The sequence below is a fragment of the Enterococcus sp. 6D12_DIV0197 genome, from assembly GCF_002174385.1.
Lineage (GTDB): Bacteria > Bacillota > Bacilli > Lactobacillales > Enterococcaceae > Enterococcus_D > Enterococcus_D casseliflavus.
Window position 1 is genome coordinate 1,120,244 of record NZ_NIBN01000001.1, and the last position, 18,295, is coordinate 1,138,538.

17 protein-coding genes are annotated in these 18,295 nt (G+C 40.0%); 12 read left to right on the top strand and 5 right to left on the bottom strand.

Annotation, left to right across the window (positions count from 1 at the left end; genetic code table 11):
* The first annotated feature begins 34 nt into the window (after positions 1 to 34).
* A complete protein-coding gene (locus A5867_RS05315; RefSeq protein WP_060792899.1) occupies positions 35 to 541 on the top strand; it encodes a hypothetical protein in 507 nt (168 codons plus the stop codon).
* Positions 541 to 1,860: a glycosyltransferase family 2 protein gene (locus A5867_RS05320; RefSeq protein ID WP_087627033.1), complete on the top strand. Its 1,320-nt coding sequence runs from the start codon at positions 541 to 543 to the stop codon at positions 1,858 to 1,860. Before A5867_RS05315 ends, A5867_RS05320 begins: the two co-directional genes overlap by 1 nt.
* A gap of 64 nt (positions 1,861 to 1,924) precedes the next feature.
* Here A5867_RS05320 and A5867_RS05325 read toward each other — a convergent pair whose 3' ends face one another.
* A complete protein-coding gene (locus A5867_RS05325) occupies positions 1,925 to 2,623 on the bottom strand; it encodes a GntR family transcriptional regulator (protein WP_034868333.1) in 699 nt (232 codons plus the stop codon).
* Between the two features lie 199 nt (positions 2,624 to 2,822).
* On the opposite strand from A5867_RS05325, the gene A5867_RS05330 reads away from it, so the two are divergent.
* From A5867_RS05330 to A5867_RS05345, 4 genes are all read left to right on the top strand, one after another.
* Complete coding sequence (locus A5867_RS05330) at positions 2,823 to 4,202, top strand: glycoside hydrolase family 1 protein (protein WP_087627034.1); 1,380 nt, start codon at positions 2,823 to 2,825, stop codon at positions 4,200 to 4,202.
* Between the two features lie 11 nt (positions 4,203 to 4,213).
* Positions 4,214 to 5,527, top strand: coding sequence for a PTS transporter subunit EIIC (locus A5867_RS05335; protein WP_087627035.1), 1,314 nt, complete (start codon positions 4,214 to 4,216; stop codon positions 5,525 to 5,527).
* A 152-nt stretch (positions 5,528 to 5,679) separates the two neighbouring features.
* Entirely contained in the window at positions 5,680 to 5,979 is a 300-nt protein-coding gene (locus A5867_RS05340; RefSeq protein ID WP_016610558.1) for a MazG-like family protein, read from the top strand.
* 72 nt (positions 5,980 to 6,051) lie between these two features.
* Complete coding sequence (locus tag A5867_RS05345; protein WP_087627036.1) at positions 6,052 to 6,510, top strand: GNAT family N-acetyltransferase; 459 nt, start codon at positions 6,052 to 6,054, stop codon at positions 6,508 to 6,510.
* A 255-nt stretch (positions 6,511 to 6,765) separates the two neighbouring features.
* On the opposite strand, the gene A5867_RS05350 is transcribed toward A5867_RS05345, so the two are convergent.
* Positions 6,766 to 7,605 (bottom strand): AraC family transcriptional regulator, encoded by an 840-nt coding sequence (locus tag A5867_RS05350; protein ID WP_074932463.1) that lies wholly within the window; start codon positions 7,603 to 7,605, stop codon positions 6,766 to 6,768.
* Positions 7,606 to 7,719: 114 nt separating this feature from the next.
* Between A5867_RS05350 and A5867_RS05355 the strand changes: the two genes are divergently transcribed.
* Complete coding sequence (locus A5867_RS05355) at positions 7,720 to 8,601, top strand: EamA family transporter (protein ID WP_016610561.1); 882 nt, start codon at positions 7,720 to 7,722, stop codon at positions 8,599 to 8,601.
* A 150-nt stretch (positions 8,602 to 8,751) separates the two neighbouring features.
* On the opposite strand, the gene A5867_RS05360 is transcribed toward A5867_RS05355, so the two are convergent.
* Complete coding sequence (locus A5867_RS05360) at positions 8,752 to 11,373, bottom strand: PRD domain-containing protein (protein ID WP_087627037.1); 2,622 nt, start codon at positions 11,371 to 11,373, stop codon at positions 8,752 to 8,754.
* Between the two features lie 71 nt (positions 11,374 to 11,444).
* Positions 11,445 to 11,864 (bottom strand): DUF3284 domain-containing protein, encoded by a 420-nt coding sequence (locus A5867_RS05365; RefSeq protein ID WP_087627038.1) that lies wholly within the window; start codon positions 11,862 to 11,864, stop codon positions 11,445 to 11,447.
* 305 nt (positions 11,865 to 12,169) lie between these two features.
* On the opposite strand from A5867_RS05365, the gene A5867_RS05370 reads away from it, so the two are divergent.
* From A5867_RS05370 to A5867_RS05385, 4 genes are read left to right on the top strand one after another with little or no spacing between them, the layout of a single operon-like run.
* Complete coding sequence (locus A5867_RS05370; protein WP_005225315.1) at positions 12,170 to 12,481, top strand: PTS lactose/cellobiose transporter subunit IIA; 312 nt, start codon at positions 12,170 to 12,172, stop codon at positions 12,479 to 12,481.
* A gap of 20 nt (positions 12,482 to 12,501) precedes the next feature.
* The gene (locus tag A5867_RS05375; protein ID WP_005225316.1) at positions 12,502 to 12,810 is read left to right on the top strand and encodes a PTS sugar transporter subunit IIB; all 309 of its coding nucleotides are present in this window, start codon (positions 12,502 to 12,504) and stop codon (positions 12,808 to 12,810) included.
* Positions 12,811 to 12,842: 32 nt separating this feature from the next.
* The gene (locus A5867_RS05380) at positions 12,843 to 14,159 is read left to right on the top strand and encodes a PTS transporter subunit EIIC (RefSeq protein ID WP_170927502.1); all 1,317 of its coding nucleotides are present in this window, start codon (positions 12,843 to 12,845) and stop codon (positions 14,157 to 14,159) included.
* 13 nt (positions 14,160 to 14,172) lie between these two features.
* Positions 14,173 to 15,618 (top strand): glycoside hydrolase family 1 protein, encoded by a 1,446-nt coding sequence (locus tag A5867_RS05385; protein ID WP_087627040.1) that lies wholly within the window; start codon positions 14,173 to 14,175, stop codon positions 15,616 to 15,618.
* A gap of 214 nt (positions 15,619 to 15,832) precedes the next feature.
* Here A5867_RS05385 and A5867_RS17910 read toward each other — a convergent pair whose 3' ends face one another.
* On the bottom strand, positions 15,833 to 15,973 hold the full coding sequence (locus A5867_RS17910; RefSeq protein WP_005237363.1) for a hypothetical protein: 141 nt from the start codon (positions 15,971 to 15,973) through the stop codon (positions 15,833 to 15,835).
* A 610-nt stretch (positions 15,974 to 16,583) separates the two neighbouring features.
* Here A5867_RS17910 and A5867_RS05390 point away from each other — a divergent pair.
* A complete protein-coding gene (locus A5867_RS05390; protein ID WP_087627041.1) occupies positions 16,584 to 18,227 on the top strand; it encodes an SH3 domain-containing protein in 1,644 nt (547 codons plus the stop codon).
* The last annotated feature ends 68 nt before the right edge of the window (positions 18,228 to 18,295 follow it).

Genomic DNA, 18,295 nt, shown 5'->3' on the forward strand with positions numbered 1-18,295 from the left:
ACAGCAAATAAAAAAAATTTAAGGAGTGAGTAAAATGAAACAACGAGTGACACGGGAAGAAGTCAAAGAACGGTTGGTCACCGATGCGTATTTTCAAAAAGGTCGTTCCGCTTTAAAGACCCGCCAAACGATTTTGACGATTCTTGCTTGGCTGATGGTCTTGGTTCCCTTTGTCTGGCTGGCCATTCCGTTGACGCTGCCGAATCTGGCGGATCGGATCGCCTTTCGGACCTATTTAGAAGAAGCAGTCACTTTCGAATTTTTAGCGTTATTTTTAGGCATTTCTTTTTTGATTTTAGTTCTTACGTTTACTTTGTTGACCTTGAGGAACAACCGCCGCTTCAAACGATTGCTGCAAAAGCAATCGATGCATGATGAAGCTGCCTTGGAAAAACGCAAAGAGTTGCTAGAAGCATTTTACGAAGAACGCTTCGGGACGAAAGAAGAACGCCACGGGGCAAAATACTACGCGGTTGCACCGGAGCAAAACATCGGAGAAAGAGAGATCCAAGAACTTTTCCGTAGAAATGGGGTGGGCTGATGGTTGTCAATTTTGATACTGGGTTCCCATGGTTGGATACATTTTTAACAGTCGTTTTAATGATTCTCTTTACGTATCCAATTTTAGGTGGCTTTGCTTGGTTCATCGGGGTGATCTGCAATCGTTTTTTGTTCCGTTTTCGTCAATTAGAGTGGATACCGATCCCCGAAGAGATCGAGCCGATGATCACGATTATGGTACCAGCTCACAATGAAGAAATCGTTATTGAAGACACGATTCATTATTTAATGAACAATCTGAACTACAGCAATTATGAGGTGTTGGTGACTGATGATGGCTCAACGGATCAAACTCCTGTGATATTAGACCGATTGATGGAACAGTACCCAAATCTAAGAGTGTTGCGCATCGAAAAAAACCAAGGAAAAGCCCATGCCTTTAATATTGGGGGAGGGTTTGCCAAAGGGGAATTGATCTTGAGCAACGATGCAGATACGGTTCCTGAACCTGATGCGTTATGGAAATATGTCAATTATTTCATCCGCCAAGACTCCATCAATATCTCTGCCATTACGGCGAATATGGATGTTCAAAATCGCACAACGATCGTAGGGAAATCACAAACCGTTGAATTTTCAAGTATCGTAGGAATTATCAAACGGACCCAGCAAGCCGTTTTCGGGGTCATCTATGCTTATAGTGGTGCCAATACGATGTATCGCCGCGCGGCATTGATGGACGTGGGGCTGTTTCGACAAAATCGAGCCACAGAAGACATCAGTATTGCCTGGGACCACCAATTCCGAGGTTGGCTGTCTTTATTTGCTTCACGAGTGATGTTTTTCATGGAGGTGCCAGAAACACTCAAGATGCTCTACCGACAACGGAAACGCTGGGCGAAGGGCGGTACAGAAGTATGGCTGACCAACTTTAAAAAGGTCTTTTTGCATCCTTTTGAAAACATTGGTCGAACCGCTATGTTTGTCGATCAAACATTAAGTATCATATGGTCATTCTTTTTCTGGCTTTCATCTGCCTTGTTTGTCTTCTATCTGATCTATTATGGTGCAACTGGGAATTACGAACGGATCTATCATATGTTTACGATGGCCTTTCTCTTCGTTTGTTTCGAGATGATTGCGGGGGTGATGCAGCTATTTACCAGCCTCCTGGCGGATGATAACCGCAGCAAGCTGAAGTATTTCCGCTTTGCCCCTTTTTACATGCTGTTTTACTGGATGATTAATGCCATAACGATCGTCACTACCTTTATTCCAGCCGTCAAAACCATCCTTGGCTACGGTAGCGGCGTTTGGGTCAGTCCCGAGCGAACGGCGAAAAAAAACGAAGAATCTTAACGAGTTCACCTTTCCTAGACAATAAAAACAAGTCTGAGTTTTCTTCAGACTTGTTTTTTTGCAATTAAGGTTCAGAAAGATAGTAAATCTCACGATTTTGGTAAGGATAACGAGTTTGCGAAAATTCGAAGGGCCGCCCGTCGGAGAGGCGAGCAACTTGTTCTAATTCTAAGATCGGATCATTGGGATCAACTTCTAAATATTTGATATCATAGGAATCCGCTTTGTCGGCACGGATTTTACGTATGGCGGGGCCTATTTTGAGGTGTAAGGAATCAGTGATATATCGATAGATCGAGTGTTCAAGGATCGCCATATCAATATCGGGAATGGTTTTGATGGGCATGATCGTGTACTCCAATTCAAAGGGTTCGTTATCAACATAGCGCAGTCGTACGATATCATAAACAGGTTCGTTTTCTCGCAAGGACAAGTAATCCATTTCGTTGGCTTCTGGAAAACGAACATTGAAACTAATGATTTTACTTTGCACTTTATGCCGCCCGCCATATCGGTTGACTAGACCGATATACTCATTGATCTGTCCTTGATAGGTCGCTGAATTGACATAGGTGCCATGACCTCTTTTGGTGGAAATCAGGCCTTCTTGCTTCAGTTGATTTAGCGCTTTTTGGATCGTCATTCGCGAGGTTTGAAATCGTTTGGCTAACGCCGTTTGTTCCGGTAGTTTTGATAAAGCAGGAAAAACTCCTTCATAAATATTCGTCCGCAACTGATCAACGATCTCTTTGTATTTTGTCATAGTCATCACTCCTTATGTAAAGAAATTCATGGACTTGAGTTTTGTTTGAAGGGGTTAAAAACAAGGTCTATCACTAAAGAATCAGCTGAAATTCACATGTATAGAAAAAGCTTTACATGAGTTTTTGAAAAATTTACATGCCTATTTCACCTAATTATAATAGGTTTTGTAAGCGAATACAAATGATGGAGGAATCAATATGACAAAATTTTACTGGGGAAACAGTGTCAGCAGTATGCAGACAGAAGGTGGTTGGAATGAAGGCGGTAAAAGCTTATCCGTTTATGATATACGGGAAGCTTCGGAGCAGGCTAGCGATTGGCATGTAGCAAATGATAACTATCATGCGTATACAGAAGATTTTGATTATATGCAAGATTTGGGGATGAACATGTATCGTTTCCAAATTTCTTGGTCAAGGGTCGTTCACGATGGAGATGGTGCTTTTAATGAAGAAGGGATCGCCTATTACGATCGTTTTATTGATGATCTGTTAGCTCGAGGGATCGAGCCTATGATTTGTTTGTACCATTTTGATATGCCTCTGCATCTGGCGAAAACCTATAACGGGTTCATCATCAAAGAAGTGAAGGACGCATTCATTCGCTTTGGAAAAGAAATGGTGGATCGTTTTGCGGATAAAGTCCATTATTGGTTAACCTTTAACGAACAAAATCTTTTCCACCAAGACCATGGTTTTAAGATCAGCGGCTATTTAGAAGGGGAAGAAACAACAGAAGAATTGTATCAAATTTTCCACAATGTCATGGTTTGCCATGCAGAGATCTGTAACTATCTTCATGAAACAACAAATGCGAAGATTGGCGGTATGCTGGCGTATTCTGAGGCGTATCCAGCGACTTGTCGTCCACAAGACATCAAAGCAGCAAGAGAGTTTGATGAATTTGCGAACTTTACTTTATTAGATTGCTATGCGCACGGCAAGTATTCGGAAGCACAAGACCGATACGTGAAAAATCATCAACTCAATATGAATATTTTACCTGGGGAATTAGAAGCGATCGCAGCGCAGAAAAATGATTACATTGCCTTTAGCTATTATGCTTCTTCTACCTTGAATGCTGAAAAAATTCCTGAAGGAACGCCGCCGAATCGGTACATGACTTTTGGAAAACAAGACAATCCGTATATTAAAACGACGGAATGGAATTGGCAAATTGATCCGCTCGGCTTCCGTGATGTCTTAAATAAAGTCTATCAGCGGTACCGGTTGCCAGTGTTTCCGATTGAAAATGGGATTGGTGTCAGAGAGCATTGGGATGGCAACGAACCGATTCAAGATGATTACCGCATTGCCTATCATCAAGAGCATATTCGAGCGATGTTTGAAGCGATGGTAGAAGATGGAGTGGTCTGTCTTGGGTATCTTGGTTGGGGGCTGATCGACATTTTGAGCTCGCAAGGTGATATGGAGAAACGATACGGACTCGTGTATGTCAATCGTGGCAACCATGAGTTGCGAGATATGAAACGTGTACCGAAAAAATCGTATGAATGGTTCAAAGAAGTGATCAAAACGAATGGTAGTACGATCTATACAAACCCATATACAGAATAGGAGGAACAAAAATGGCAGCAGAAAAGCGCACGTTTTTAGATAAATTTACAGAGTTTTCGGTCCGTCTCGGCAATCAGGTTCATCTCAAAAGTCTTCGTGATGCGTTTGCGACCTTAATGCCTGCCTTTATTATCGCAGGGATCGCTGTGTTGTTTAATAATGTCTTCTTTCCATGGGTTTTAGAAGGGGCTGCCTTGGCGCGAATGCAAGTGTTTGGCAATTCCATCACCAATGGAACATTGAATATCGCCGGTCTGCTGATCGCCCCGATGATCGCTTATTTTCTTTGCCGCAACAAAAACAATCCGAGCGCCATCAATGCAACCTTTGTGGCAACGACTTGCTTAGTGGTCATGTTGGCGATGGCTCATGCCGTGATGCCAGAAGGCGCTCAAGCAGAAGTGACCATCAGTGGTGTGATGCTATTTGACGATGTCGGGACCAAAGGGATGTTTTCTGGAATCATTTGTGGGTTAGTTGCCACGGAATTATTTATTCGACTGTCAGAAAACAAGCACCTAAAAATCAATTTAGGGGATCAAGTTCCTCCTGCCGTCAGCAAATCCTTCAGCACGTTGATCCCTGCTATTTTGGTGATTTCCTTCTTTGCCGTAGTTGCGACCGTGCTAGCAGCCTTTGATACCGACCTGATTCAAATCATTTCAACAGTGATCCAAGAACCACTGCGTTTATTGAACACATCGATTTTTGGGTTCTTGATCATCTATTCAACGGGCAATTTTCTGTTTACTTTAGGCATTCACCAAACCGTCATCAATGGCACCTTGTTAGATCCGTTGCTGTTAGTCAATATGAATGAAAACATGCAAGCAGTGCAAGAAGGCGCTACGCCACCCAATATCTTAAATTCAGCATTCGTGACGGTTTTCGCACAACTAGGCGGGACTGGATTTACGATCAGCTTGATCATTGCAGTGCTCTTATTCGTCCGCAATTACCAACCTTTTCGGGATGTCGTCAATCTATCCCTAGCTCCGGGTATTTTTAATATCAACGAGCCAATCATCTTTGGTTTACCGATCGTCTTCAATTTACCCATGATCATTCCCTTCGTTGCAAGTCCAATTGTGGCGACGTTGATTGGCTACTTTGCTACCGCAGTAGGATTCATTGAGCCACTTTCTGTGATGGTTCCTTGGACGACACCACCAATTCTTAGTGCATTGTTGGCATCAAAAGGGGATTTCAAAGTTGTTTTGGTTCAAGTGATCATCATCGTCGTTTGTGTAGCAATCTATTTTCCATTTCTAAAAATCGCTCAACGGGTTGCAATCAAATCTGCTGAATTGGAGCGGGCAGAATAAACAAAACAGGATGAATCCTATACTAGAGTGACCTACAAAAGTTAGAACAAAATTCTAACGTTTTGGGGGTCACTATTTTTTGAGGTGATTTTTTTACTAAGTTTCTATTTTGAACTTTAATTAAATGGTATACTATCCCAAAAGGAGCGACTATGAAACTTTCAGAAATGCAAAAAGCGATTTATCAAAACAAAATCGATCACCAATTCAATGTCACAAATATTGAAAAAGAGTTTTTGGCTTTATATGGTGAAGTAGGGGAAGCCTTTGACGCGTATCGGAAGCAACAAGAGGTAGGAGAAGAATTGGCGGATGTGGCGATTTATCTTCTTGGGTTAGCAGAAATCCTTTCCATCGATCTTGAAGCTGAGATTCATAAAAAAATGGCCGTCAACCAAAAGCGTCGTTATACGAGTTATGGCAATGGCTATGCCAAACGAATCGATAATTGATACACGCACAAAAACTAGTAGATTCCTCGAGTATAGGCCCTTACCGAAATAGAAATGGAAGCAGGAGATAGGATGGAAAAGAACGTAAGCATGCGTGAATTGACCACGGCAGATTTAGCAGAAGTCGTGGACCACTATATTGCCGTATTTTCAGCAGAACCATGGAATGACCAATTGACAGTGCCGCAAATCACCGACTATGTATCATCAATGATGGCAATGAATACTTTTGTTGGTTATCGACTAACAGACCGAGCATCGAATGAATTGATTGGTCTTTCATTAGGCTTTATCAAGCCCTGGTATCAAGGAAAAGAGTATGTGATCGATACTTTTTTAATTACTGGCACGCACCAAGGAAAAGGCTTGGGTTCCACTTTTTTAGAAAGGATCAAAGAGGATCTGCTCAAGAAAGAGATCCCAACGATCCTGTTAGATACTGAAGAAAGTATGCCAGCAGCGGATTTTTATAAAAAGAATGGCTTTAAACCGCTACCAGATAATGTGAGCTATTATTTATCTCTAGAATAATAATAGCTTGTCAATAAATAAAAAAGTCTGCGAAAAAATCGCAGGCTTTTTAGTTATGCACAGTTTCAATAGGTTTATCCACAATATGTTGTAGGAACATGTTTTCGCCTACTAAATATTGGGTGTGTGGTTTTTAGAAAAGGATTTCAAAGAGATTCTTATGGACCAATGAGCGTAAAAGTGAAAAAAGTACTGAAACGCTTATAGAATATAGCAAAATTTATCTAGATGAGAGGCTTTGTTGGTACCGATCAGCTAATTTCTATCATCTTCGCGATAGGTTTTACGATACTGTAGCGGCGTTAAACCAAATTTACGCTGAAATCTTTTGCTAAAGTAGCTCAAGTGATTGAAGCCAACGTGGTAGCAGATAGTTGAGATCGGCTCATCCGTTTCGATCAATAGGTTTTTGGCTTGAGACAATCGATAATCAATCAGATAGTTGATTGGGGTCAATGTCGTGTATTGCCGAAAAAGGGCGGTACAAGTACGTGTATTGATGGCAGCAGCTTTAGCGATCGCAGGAACCGTTAATGGTTCTTGATAATGCTCATGGACAAATGCCAGCATTAAGTAGATAGTTTCTTTCTTTGGTGAAGCAGGTCTTGCAGCCATTAGCTGTGAAAGGGCAGCTAAAAACAATTCATAGAGAGTAAATCGTTGTTCAATAAGCAGAGGCAGACGCACGGTTTGAACAAATGCTTGATGTTGGGCGGTTAAGGTTAAGCGCCGATAGCTGCGGGTGCGATCGTGGACTAATTGTTCGATCGCTTCTTTAAAAACAGGGTCAGCAATAAAGCCTGAAGAAAAATCAAAGCAGCAATATCGGACGTTTTCTGAAGCTAAAACAGCACCATGGAGTACACGGCTATTAATAATGATCGCCTCATTCTTGCTTAGCAAAATTTGCTCGTCGTCTATCGTATACACGAAGCTACCTTCTTCGACCCATACAATTTGCAGCTCGTCGTGCCAATGCAGAGGCAATTGGTCGCCACGCTTTTGTTGCAAGCAACGTTGATAAATTGCGAAGGAGCGATTTGTAGTTGTATGTTTGGTCGTTTCTTCGTTTTCTTCTGTGCGTTCAAAGTACATACCGCACCACCTTTTTACAGAATAGTGTTAAAAACAATCAGGATATTGACAAAAGTTCACTATCTGATTCGGTATAATACTAACAAAGTAAAGTGAAAGACAAAAGGTGTTTTTATGAAAAAAACAGTTGGGATTGTTTATGCTTGTTCAGCAGCAGCTTTGTGGGCAGTTTCTGGCATCGCTGGACAAATTTTATTTACGAAATATAGTATTTCAGCAAATTGGCTCGTTTCAACACGATTGGTTCTTTCAGGGTGTTTGTTGCTAAGTATTGGGTTAAAGGATCGCGCCCGATTGATTTCCCCATTTCGTGAGAAAAAGGACTTCATTCAGCTGCTCTTGTTTTCTTTCTTAGGCATGTTTCTCGTTCAATTTACCTACTTTAAAACGATTGAGCAAAGCAATGCTTCGTTTGCAACGATTATTCAATATACTGGACCTTTCTTTGTTTTACTCTATGCTGCGATAGCCAAAAGGCAGTTCCCCTCTTTAAAGACATGTTTCTGGTTATTGGTAACCTTACTTGGCGTGACGGCTGTAGCGTCAAAGGGACAGATTGAGCAATTAGCGACTTCCCAATCTGCACTAGGCTGGGGGTTAGCATCAGCGATATCACTAGCTTTTTATTCTATACAGCCGCGTAAACTTTTGCAAAAATATGGGAGTTTACCAATTGTCGGATGGGGGATGTTGATTGGTGGAGGCTTGGGGAATGTGGTTCATCCAATGTGGCAGATCGATAGTCAACTGAACGTTCAAGTGATTCTTTATTTGTTGGTGGTCATTTTATTTGGAACAGCACTAGCGTATTTGATTTTTTTAACAAGTTTACGCTATTTATCCTCAACACTTGCAACAGTTTTAACAGCAGTTGAGCCATTGCTGGCTGCTTTCTTATCGATCATTGTTTTTCATGATCACTTCACAGTGGTGGAGCTAGTAGGATTTATGGCAGTTATAGGGAGCATCATGTGTTTACAAAAAAATATGGAGTGAGTTAAGTAATGAAGTAATAGAATAATGAAATCTCTCTATGATCCTTTATCAATGAAGGAACATAGAGAGTTTTTTTTGTTATACCCATATCAAAAGGGTTACCCACCAAATATTAGGAGAACTTATTTTCGCCTACTAAATATTGTATGTTTAAAGTTTTTTGATGATGAGAAGGATAGTGGAAAGTTCCAAATCGTTGATCAAAACATCGAAGCTTTTTTCTAATTTTCTTAAGATCTTTGCAATAATCAAAGCATCTTGCTTAAATGTTTTCATTACAGCGAGATTTGCTTTGGCAATGTTGGGTGAACGATTTTCTAATAACCGTTCGATCAGACAAGCTAAGTGCATGAATAAGCCAATGGATTGATCAAGGGAAAGAGGATAAAGGGCGCAAATCTCATCAATGACTTCTGGCAAGACCATTTTTAATTTGCCAATGTCGGTATACTTGAACGAATCAGCTAAGTAATTATAGACTTCTGTGTAATCAAAGAATTGCGTCTTTACGGGCTCAAATAAAAGTAAGCGATCGAGTGTTTCCTTTGGTGTCTCAAATACTTTCCCAATTGAGATAAAGGGAATACCGAAAATGTTAGGATCATAAGTCCCGACAAAAGCATGTACTTTATAGACTTTCTTTAAGTTACTCACTTCTTTGATTAGTTCATTTCTCGAAGAGATAGCCAGTGCTTTAACTTTCATACCAAGTTTCGAGTAACTTTCGATGTACCGTTTTAGTTGTTCTGCGCCTCCTTCTCCGGTATGGCATAAAGTAATGATCAATTCATATCCTTTTTCCGCTTTTTGTAACAAGTCGTTCATACTCATACTGACCGTGTGATAGACATAATCAATATCGGTTTCCATTGCACTTTTTCGAGCTGCTTCGATGCCGATAAGAGTTATAGGTAAGTAAATCAGTCGAAGCTTACAATTTAATTCCTCAGCGATCGTTTCAACAATCGTTTTTATTGAACCCATATCATAAAGAACGATCACACCTTGTCCTTGATCAATTCGTTTGATGACTTGTTTAATTTCGATCATCGACTGGCGAGGTGTGCTATCAAGTTTCATGTCGTAGCTATAAATGTTATTTGTCTGAGTCAGCATGTTTGTTGTTTCAGCCAATGAAGAAGCTGTTCGATTTCCATGCATGATATATAACAATACTGGATGACCGGTTAATTGAGTCTGCTCTTGGTTAATCAGAAAAAGTAAAATCAGAATGATCTCATCTTTTGGTAAATTCAAGTTGAGCTGCTTTTTTAATTCAATCGAAAGCTGAACACTTAGCGCATATTCCTCAGGGTATTGTTGAATAAATTGAGTGACTTCCTCTTGCGAGAGGGTTTGTCGATTGGAAGCCAGTGTCAATAAGGAGTTGATATGAAGACAAAGCCCGTAAAATACGCTTGATTTAAATTCTCTGTTGAGTTCCTTTTTACAGGTTTTTAGCCAGAAATCAACAATTTGAATGACTTTAGCATCGACGATTTTTGCTAATTGAGTAATGTTATATTGATCATCAAAGACATTGTAATAGTTGTACTTATTAAAAAGATTTTGCACATACTTGTTCATTAGGGGAGTGATCGTTAATTCATTGATGCCGCTCTCCGAAAGTGATTGATATTGATTGCGAATCTCCTCATAAAGGTATAAGCGTTCATTTTTTCCAAATTCTTTTAAGTAACCCTCATTCTTATCATAAATAATATGCTCAACATTTCCGAATAGCTCGTCGAAAACCATCGCATTTTCTTTCACCCGTAACAAGCTCTGTTTGATTTCTGGTTTGAAATCAGCGAGGGAAAGAGCAATATCTTGGTCACCCTCATTGATTACGCGAACATACCCTTTGGCACAAGCAGCTGTAATATCCATTTTCAGCTCTTTTACTTGATAAGAAAAATTTGCTAACAATAGACCTCGGATCACTTCTGAGGGAACAACGATTGTACGTCTAGAATGAACGGCTTCTCTGGAAAAGAAATGATTGATCAAGTCAAAACGTTCTTTATAGGAGCGCTTCTCTATTTCAGGCAATTCGATCGTCAGTGGAATCGCTTGATTAATTAAAAGTTCTTTTGAAGGCATGATTGATAAGATCACCATCACATTATTCGGCTGAGATTGCTTTTTTTCTTGAAATAGGGGAATTTTGTTGTTTAAAAAATCTAAAATTTTGTTTTGCTGCTTCGTGTTTAATGAATCGTATGCTTCTAGAAAAAGAATACCAGACCAAGCTTTCTCAAATACGCTATTGGCATAATCCTCGTTGGTTCCGAAAAGATCCTCATCAAGCAAATGAGGATCTTTGGAATAATTTCGACAATTAATTTTTATATAAGGAGCTTCTTTAGTCAGCACCTGTCGCTGTTTGGCAAAATCTACTAGTGTATCAACAAAGTAACTAGTACCACAGCCTGGTTTGGCTTGAATCAGCACATTTAATGGATTTTTTGGATATAAGACGGCGGCTTTTGCCAATTGAATCGCATTTTTAAGACTTTGATTGGCACCAATGATGACGTCAAATGCATCCTTTTCAGCGATTGGTTCTGCTAAAGAATAGAGAACAGGTCTCGATGTGGATTTCACTAACTTCTTTTCTTGAACAAGTTGATTAAGAAGGGTGCTGGCATTCGATCTTTGTAGGTTCAATGCCTCAGCAACCTGCTTTGTAGTCAGACCATTCACTTGTTCTTGATTGGTGTAAATTTGATTTTGGATAAAGTCAAATACGATAGCTTTCATTCTACTCATAGTTTTACTCCTTTGAAACATTCTCAATGTATTGGCTTAGAAATCGCCTATCCCCATTCTATGTCAATTCATCAGGACAAATTAGTCCTCCTCTTCTCATGGATTTTTTTTTGGATATCGAATAGAGTATCAGACATTCTTCCTAAATAGACACCTTCGCTAAAGAGCCGCATCAGTCGGTTTTGTTTTTTCATTTCAAAACTTTCGATGTGCTGTTCGAATTGTATCTCTAAACCGTTTTCATTTTCTTGTGTTGTGTACTTAAGAAAATATGTCTCATAGGAAGAGGAGATTTTGACTTCATAAAGTGTGCCACGAATATAGTTGATCACGAAAACTGAAATTTCCATTTGGGTTTTGGAATCAGTTTTTTTGTAATTCAGTCCTTTCTCAATCTTTGTTTTCGTGAGCTGACATTCGCGAATGAGTTCACTTTCAAGATAGTCATAGAAATCGTTTTCGCTTATTTGTAACGTTCGTTTGATTTTCATGAGTGTATTATAGGGGGAATTAATTGAGGGTGCAACCGACGGTATTTTCTAGAAATTGACAAATTTTATACAACTATTTTATAGGATTATACAGTAGGAAGAAATTGATTTACTTCTTTATACACTAGTTATAGAAATGGATGAATGAAGGTATTATTTTGATTTTTTCAGATTTTAAAGGTTGTTTTTGTGAAACTTAGTGTATAAAAAAATTTTTTTCGCAAAATGTAAGCGCTTGATTAAAAAGGTGTTTATGATAGTTTTGATTTTGTAAGTGAGAAAAAAATTGGGAAGGAAGAGTCACTATGGAAAAAATAAACAATACAGAGTCGGCAGCCATGAACTTGATTGCTAACTCAGGAGATGGGCGTTCCTATGCATTCCAAGCATTAGAGGAAGCGCGTAACGGCAATTTGGAAGAATGTAATCTTTTATTGAGAAAATCGGATGATGCGATCAAAAAAGCCCATCAGGCACAAACAGAGCTATTATTTTCAGAAGCAAGGGGGGAAAAGCAAGAAATCAATGTCCTATTGATACACTCACAGGATCATTTTATGACAAGTATGTTAGCCAATGAATTGATCAAAGAAATCATTCGATTCTATCAAAAATAAAATGGAAAGAAGGGAAATTCATGAAGAAGATGAAAATTTTATTGGTTTGTGCTGGAGGTATGTCTACCAGTATTTTGATGCAAAAAATGAGTAAGTACTGGAAAGAAAATGATATGGAGTTAGACATTAAGGCCGTCGGACTATCGGAATATCAGGATGTTTATCAAGAGTATGATGTAGTGATGGTGGGACCACAGGTCTCTTATCGTTTGAAAGAAATCGTGGAAAATACTGGTTTGCCAACTGAAGCCATTCCATCTTTTGATTATGCAATGGCAAATTGCTCGAATATTATGAAGCTCGCAACGAAATTGTATGGTCAAAAGTAAGACACAATAATAAAAGGAGTGTGGATCATAATATGGAAAAACTTTTTGATAGTCCAGTGATGATAAAATTACAAGATTTTGGACAGAAACTCGGGAGTAATAAGTTTCTAGCAGCTTTGCAAGCATGTATGATGTCTTTGATGGGCATCATTATGGTTGGGGCAATCTCTCAAATCACTGTTTCGGTTTTAGGTCCTACGATGTTTCATGTGATCGCTGCGGAAAGTCAGCTCTACGAAATTATTTATCTGCCTTATAAGTTCACAATGGACCTTTTATCTGTATGGGTCGTCATTCTATTTTCTTTTAATTATGCCAAAAACTTAAAAATGAAGTCGCCCATCATGAATGCAGTTGATGCATTGATTTGTTTTTTCTTGGTTGCTGGCACGTTAATGATCAGTGAAGCAGGAGTTACTAGTATCGATATGACTTACTTAGGATCGACTGGTATGTTTATCGGATTTGTTGTTGTCTTCCTTTCTGTTCAAATTGAAAAATATTGTGCGGATCATAATATTCGCATCAAAATGCCAGACGTAGTACCGCCATTTTTACAAGATGGCTTTGCCTCGATCGTACCGTTAGCAATTAGCGCCTGCTTTTTCTTAGCGTGCAGTGCTGCGGTAGATATCTTTACCAACGGCAATTACACGATTGCCTCTGGTTTTATGGCGCTTTTAGGCATTCCATTGTCTGCATTGTCTTCCACCGTTGGGATGTTTATCATGTGTGTATTTGCAGCGTTATTATGGTGTTTTGGGATTCATGGCACGATGATCTTAGTGCCGATTATTATGCCTCTTGGAATCCAAGCTGCAACCGCAAATGGCGCTGCTGCTGCTGCAGGCGAGCCACTCGTTTTTTATCCCGTGGCTTTGTTTGGTGGGATGGCAATTGCCGGAGGAACAGGGAACACGTTACCACTAGCTTTAATGGGTTTAAAATCAAAATCGAAACAAATCAGCGCGATATCAAAAATCGCAGCTGTGCCAGGATGGTTTAACATCAATGAACCGCTGACTTTTGGTATGCCGATTATGTACAATCCTATCATTTGTATTCCATATGTGCTAAATATTCCTGTGGTGATGTTACTGACATTAATTGGCTATCGAACCGGTTTTCTAACACCTGGTTGGATTTCCATTTCTGCTTTGCTGCCAATGGGGATGGCAAGTTATCTTAGTACGCTCAAATGGCAAAATGCTATCTGGGATTATCTAATGTTGATTCCTGCAGGCTTAATTTATTATCCATTTTTCAAAGCATATGAAAAACAATTGATCGCCAAAGAAGAGTTGGCGGAACAAGAGGAACAATTTGGTGTAGTAGCAGAACAAGAATAAAGGAGCGAACAGAATGAATAAACGATTTCCAGATAATTTTTTATGGGGTGGCGCAACTGCCGCGAATCAATTAGAAGGAGCATTTCTTGAAGATGGAAAAGGATGGTCAACTGCGGATACTGCCCTTTACATTGGAAAAGAGGCACGGACGCAAATGCTGTTAGGGGAACCTATGACTAGAGACCAAGTCGAATTTGCTATGAAGGATAAAAAGGGACATTATCCAAAAAGACATGGTATCGATTTTTATCATCGATACAAAGAAGACATCGCGCTTATGGCAGAGATGGGATTTAAAACATTTCGTTTATCAATCTCTTGGCCAAGGATCTTTCCAAATGGCGATGACCAAGAACCCAATGAAGCTGGGTTAGCCTTTTACGATGCAGTCTTTGATGAGTGTCTAAAGCATGGAATCGAACCGTTGGTGACGATCTCACATTACGAGTTCCCATTGCACTTAGCGCTGACTCAAAATGGCTGGCTCTCACGGGATACCATTGATCATTTTGTTCGCTATGCAGAAACGCTGTTTAACCGTTACAAGGATAAAGTCAAATATTGGTTGACGTTTAATGAAATCAATATAATTGGGATGACTGGTTATCTGAGTGGAGGGATTTTGGCAGACGGAATTGATAATATGTTAGCAGCGCAATATCAAGCAGGACATCATCAGTTTCTTGCAAGTGCTTTAACTGTAAAGAAATGCCATGAAATTATCCCAGATGCCAAAATCGGTTGTATGTTGGCTCGAATGGAGGCATATCCTGAAACATGTAATCCGCAAGATGTTTTGGCTTCTGTAAAAGCAGATGAAATGAATTTCTTTTATACTGACGTTCAAATACGTGGAGAATATCCAGCATATATGGATTCATTTTTTGAAGAGAATGGAATTGTGATCGACGTTCAGGAAGGCGATCGTGATATTTTGAGAGAAGGAACAGTGGATTTTCTTTCCTTTAGTTATTATATGTCAATGGTTGTAGGAGAATCAAAAGAAGAAACTGGCGGGAATCTTTTTGGATCCATCAAGAATCCTTACTTAAAAGCAAGTGATTGGGGCTGGCAGATCGATCCAGTAGGTTTACGAATCACCATGAAAAAAATGTATCAGCGTTATCAAGTCCCTCTCTTTATCGTTGAGAATGGTTTAGGTGCTGAAGATGTGGTGACAGAGGATAAACGGATTCACGATGCGTATCGAATCGATTATTTGCGTGACCATATCGAGCAAATCGGTTTAGCGATTCAAGAAGGAGTTGAGGTGATGGGCTATACTCCTTGGGGATGCATCGACTTAGTCAGTGCTAGTACAAGTGAAATGTCGAAGCGTTATGGGTTTATATACGTGGATCTTGATGATGATGGAAAAGGAACCTTGGAAAGAATTCGTAAAGACTCTTTTTATTGGTATCAAAAAGTGATAGCGACCAATGGTGAAGAGCTGGCATGAAAATTTTATCGCTATAATAATCTTAGCTTTCATGGATTCCCACTCTGCATTGGGGAATCCTACAATCTATATCGAACCCAACAAAGTTCAAAAAAAGTGATCGGACTAAGTATTTTTTAGACAAAAATAGTAATCGTCAAAAAAGACGAGATTCGCCAAAATCGGTGAAGTCTCGTCTTTTTTATAAATCAACAGAAAAAGAAAACGCAGGAGTCTACGCTTTCTTTTTCTGTTCTTCTTTTTTCTTGTCTGTGGTCGGTACGGAATCTAGGGCTTTTTTGAAAATCTCTTCTTTTTTCGTTTTATAGTTATGTTGTCGTTCAGCATACACTTTTTCTTTCGTCTTTGTTTTCATACTCGGTCACCTCTTCCTTTTTTTAAGTATAGCATGATTTCACAAACTTATGCAAATCCTTGGTTTTCTCCTTGGTGTTATAATCTTTCTTGTAAAATACATTGTGAAAATATTTCTTTTGCAGAGATGAGGGACTTCTCTATTAAGAAATTCGCATCCGGTTGGAAGCGACGTAACAGGATTTCATCTAAGCGTCGATCACACAGGTGAAAGCAGCGTTCTTTTTGAAACAATTTTTTCACAGAATCCCTCGTGTAAAAAAGGAATGATAAATGGGTGGTTTTAGTATCGATTTTTGAAAAAGGGGATCAGGAAAGAAATGTTATTCAAATAACAGTCTTGTTTTTCAAAAAGTGGGTTTGTTTGCAAAAAAAATCCTGTTTTTATTCGCGAATTAAAATAACGTTGAATGAAATAGCGTTTTTCTCTAGTTTATAAAAATCTTTGTAAATAGAGTGCCATTTAGCAACACCAAAGAGAAAGTGATCAAAAAGAATAACGCAGGAAAATAAATGACACGTTTTATTAAACGTAAAGTAAAAAAATACAAAACGAAAACAATATCAAAAAATATTAATTTTTGTTAAAATGGGGTACAGGGGGTGTTTTATTGGAATCTCGGAAAATCAAACGTAAGCGTTTAGTGAAACAAAAACGGTCCCTTTTTGTACAAAAAGGCTTGGGTATCACAGCAGCGTTAGCATCGACTTCAGGTGTCTTTACGTCTCTTGCTCATGCGACCGAAACGACAAACGCTTCGTCATCAACCAACACAACTGCTACTCTTGCCAGATCGTCAGCTGAAACGGCGATCAATCGACAATTTAAAACAACAGCTTCACTGAATGTTCGTTCAAATGCTTCAACAAGTGCCTCTATCGTAAGTGGCGTAGGAGCAAATACAACAATCACTGCGGTGGCTCAAAAGAACGGTACCTCAGTGAATGGCAATACAACATGGTATAAGCTATCAACAGGCGGCTGGATCTCAGGTGCTTATGTGAAAAGCACCTCAGGCTCTTCTTCTGCCAATACTGGCTCGTCCAATTCGTCGTCGTCTTCATCGGAAAAAGCAATTTCGAAATCAGTGAAAACGACTACTGCATTGAACGTCCGTTCAAATGCAACGACTAGTTCTAGTGTCGTACGTGGACTAGGCAGCAATGCGACGGTGAAAGTCGTTGCACAAAAGAGTGGAACGTCGGTGAATGGCACGACCACTTGGTACAAATTGTCCACAGGCGGTTGGATCACGGCGGCCTATGTCAAAGATGTTTCCAGCAGCTCGACAGGCAATAGTTCTTCTGGCGGCAACACAAGTGTTTCTGCAGAAACGGCTATCAGCAAGAACGTGAAAACAACAGCGGCATTGAATGTCCGTTCGAGTGCCTCAACAAGCGGGAGTGTGGTTGGCAGCCTAAGCAACAGCACGACGGTGAAGGTCGTTGCCCAGAAAAATGGCACATCCGTTGGCGGCACCAATGTTTGGTACAAAGTATCGACTGGTGGCTGGATCACAGCGGCATATGTACGTGACGTCACGTCTAGTTCTGGAAATACAAGTAATAACAATAATTCAAACACAGGTTCAAGCAACACCGGTTCATCAAACGGCTCAAGCAATGCGAGTGAGCAAGCCATCAATAAAACGTTCCAAACAACCACTGGTATGAATGTCCGCTCAAATGCATCGACTTCTGCAAGTGTAGTCAGCAGTTTGGGCAGCAATGCCACCTTCAAAGCAGTCGCTCAAAAACAAGGCACATCAGTCAATGGCAATGCCACTTGGTATAAGTTATCAACGGGTGGCTGGGTATCTGCAGCGTATGTCAAAGAAGTCAGTGCAACGACTCCTGGCAACAATAACAACGCAGGCAATACCAATGTTCCGATGAGCGTGAACGGAGCAGCGATCGTTGCAGAAGCTAGAAAACATATCGGCACTCCTTATCAATGGGGAGGCAAAGGACCAGATGTCTTCGACTGTTCTGGGTTTACACGCTACGTCTTCTTAAAAGTGACGGGCAAAAACATCGGTGATTGGACAGTCCCACAAGAAAGCGCAGGGACGATCATTCCTGTCTCGCAAGCACAAGCTGGCGACTTGCTGTTCTGGGGTCAAAAAGGGAATACCTACCACGTAGCGATCGCTACCAGTAATACAAGCTATATCCATGCGCCAAGCACGGGTTATACAGTCACTGAAGCACAATCAGGCTTTTCGACTGCTAGCTTCGCTCTACGAGTGAAATAAATGTTTCATTGAATAGGCAAAGGGTTTGTCCTTTGTTAGAAACGCCCCTAAGAAAGCTGCTATCAGTT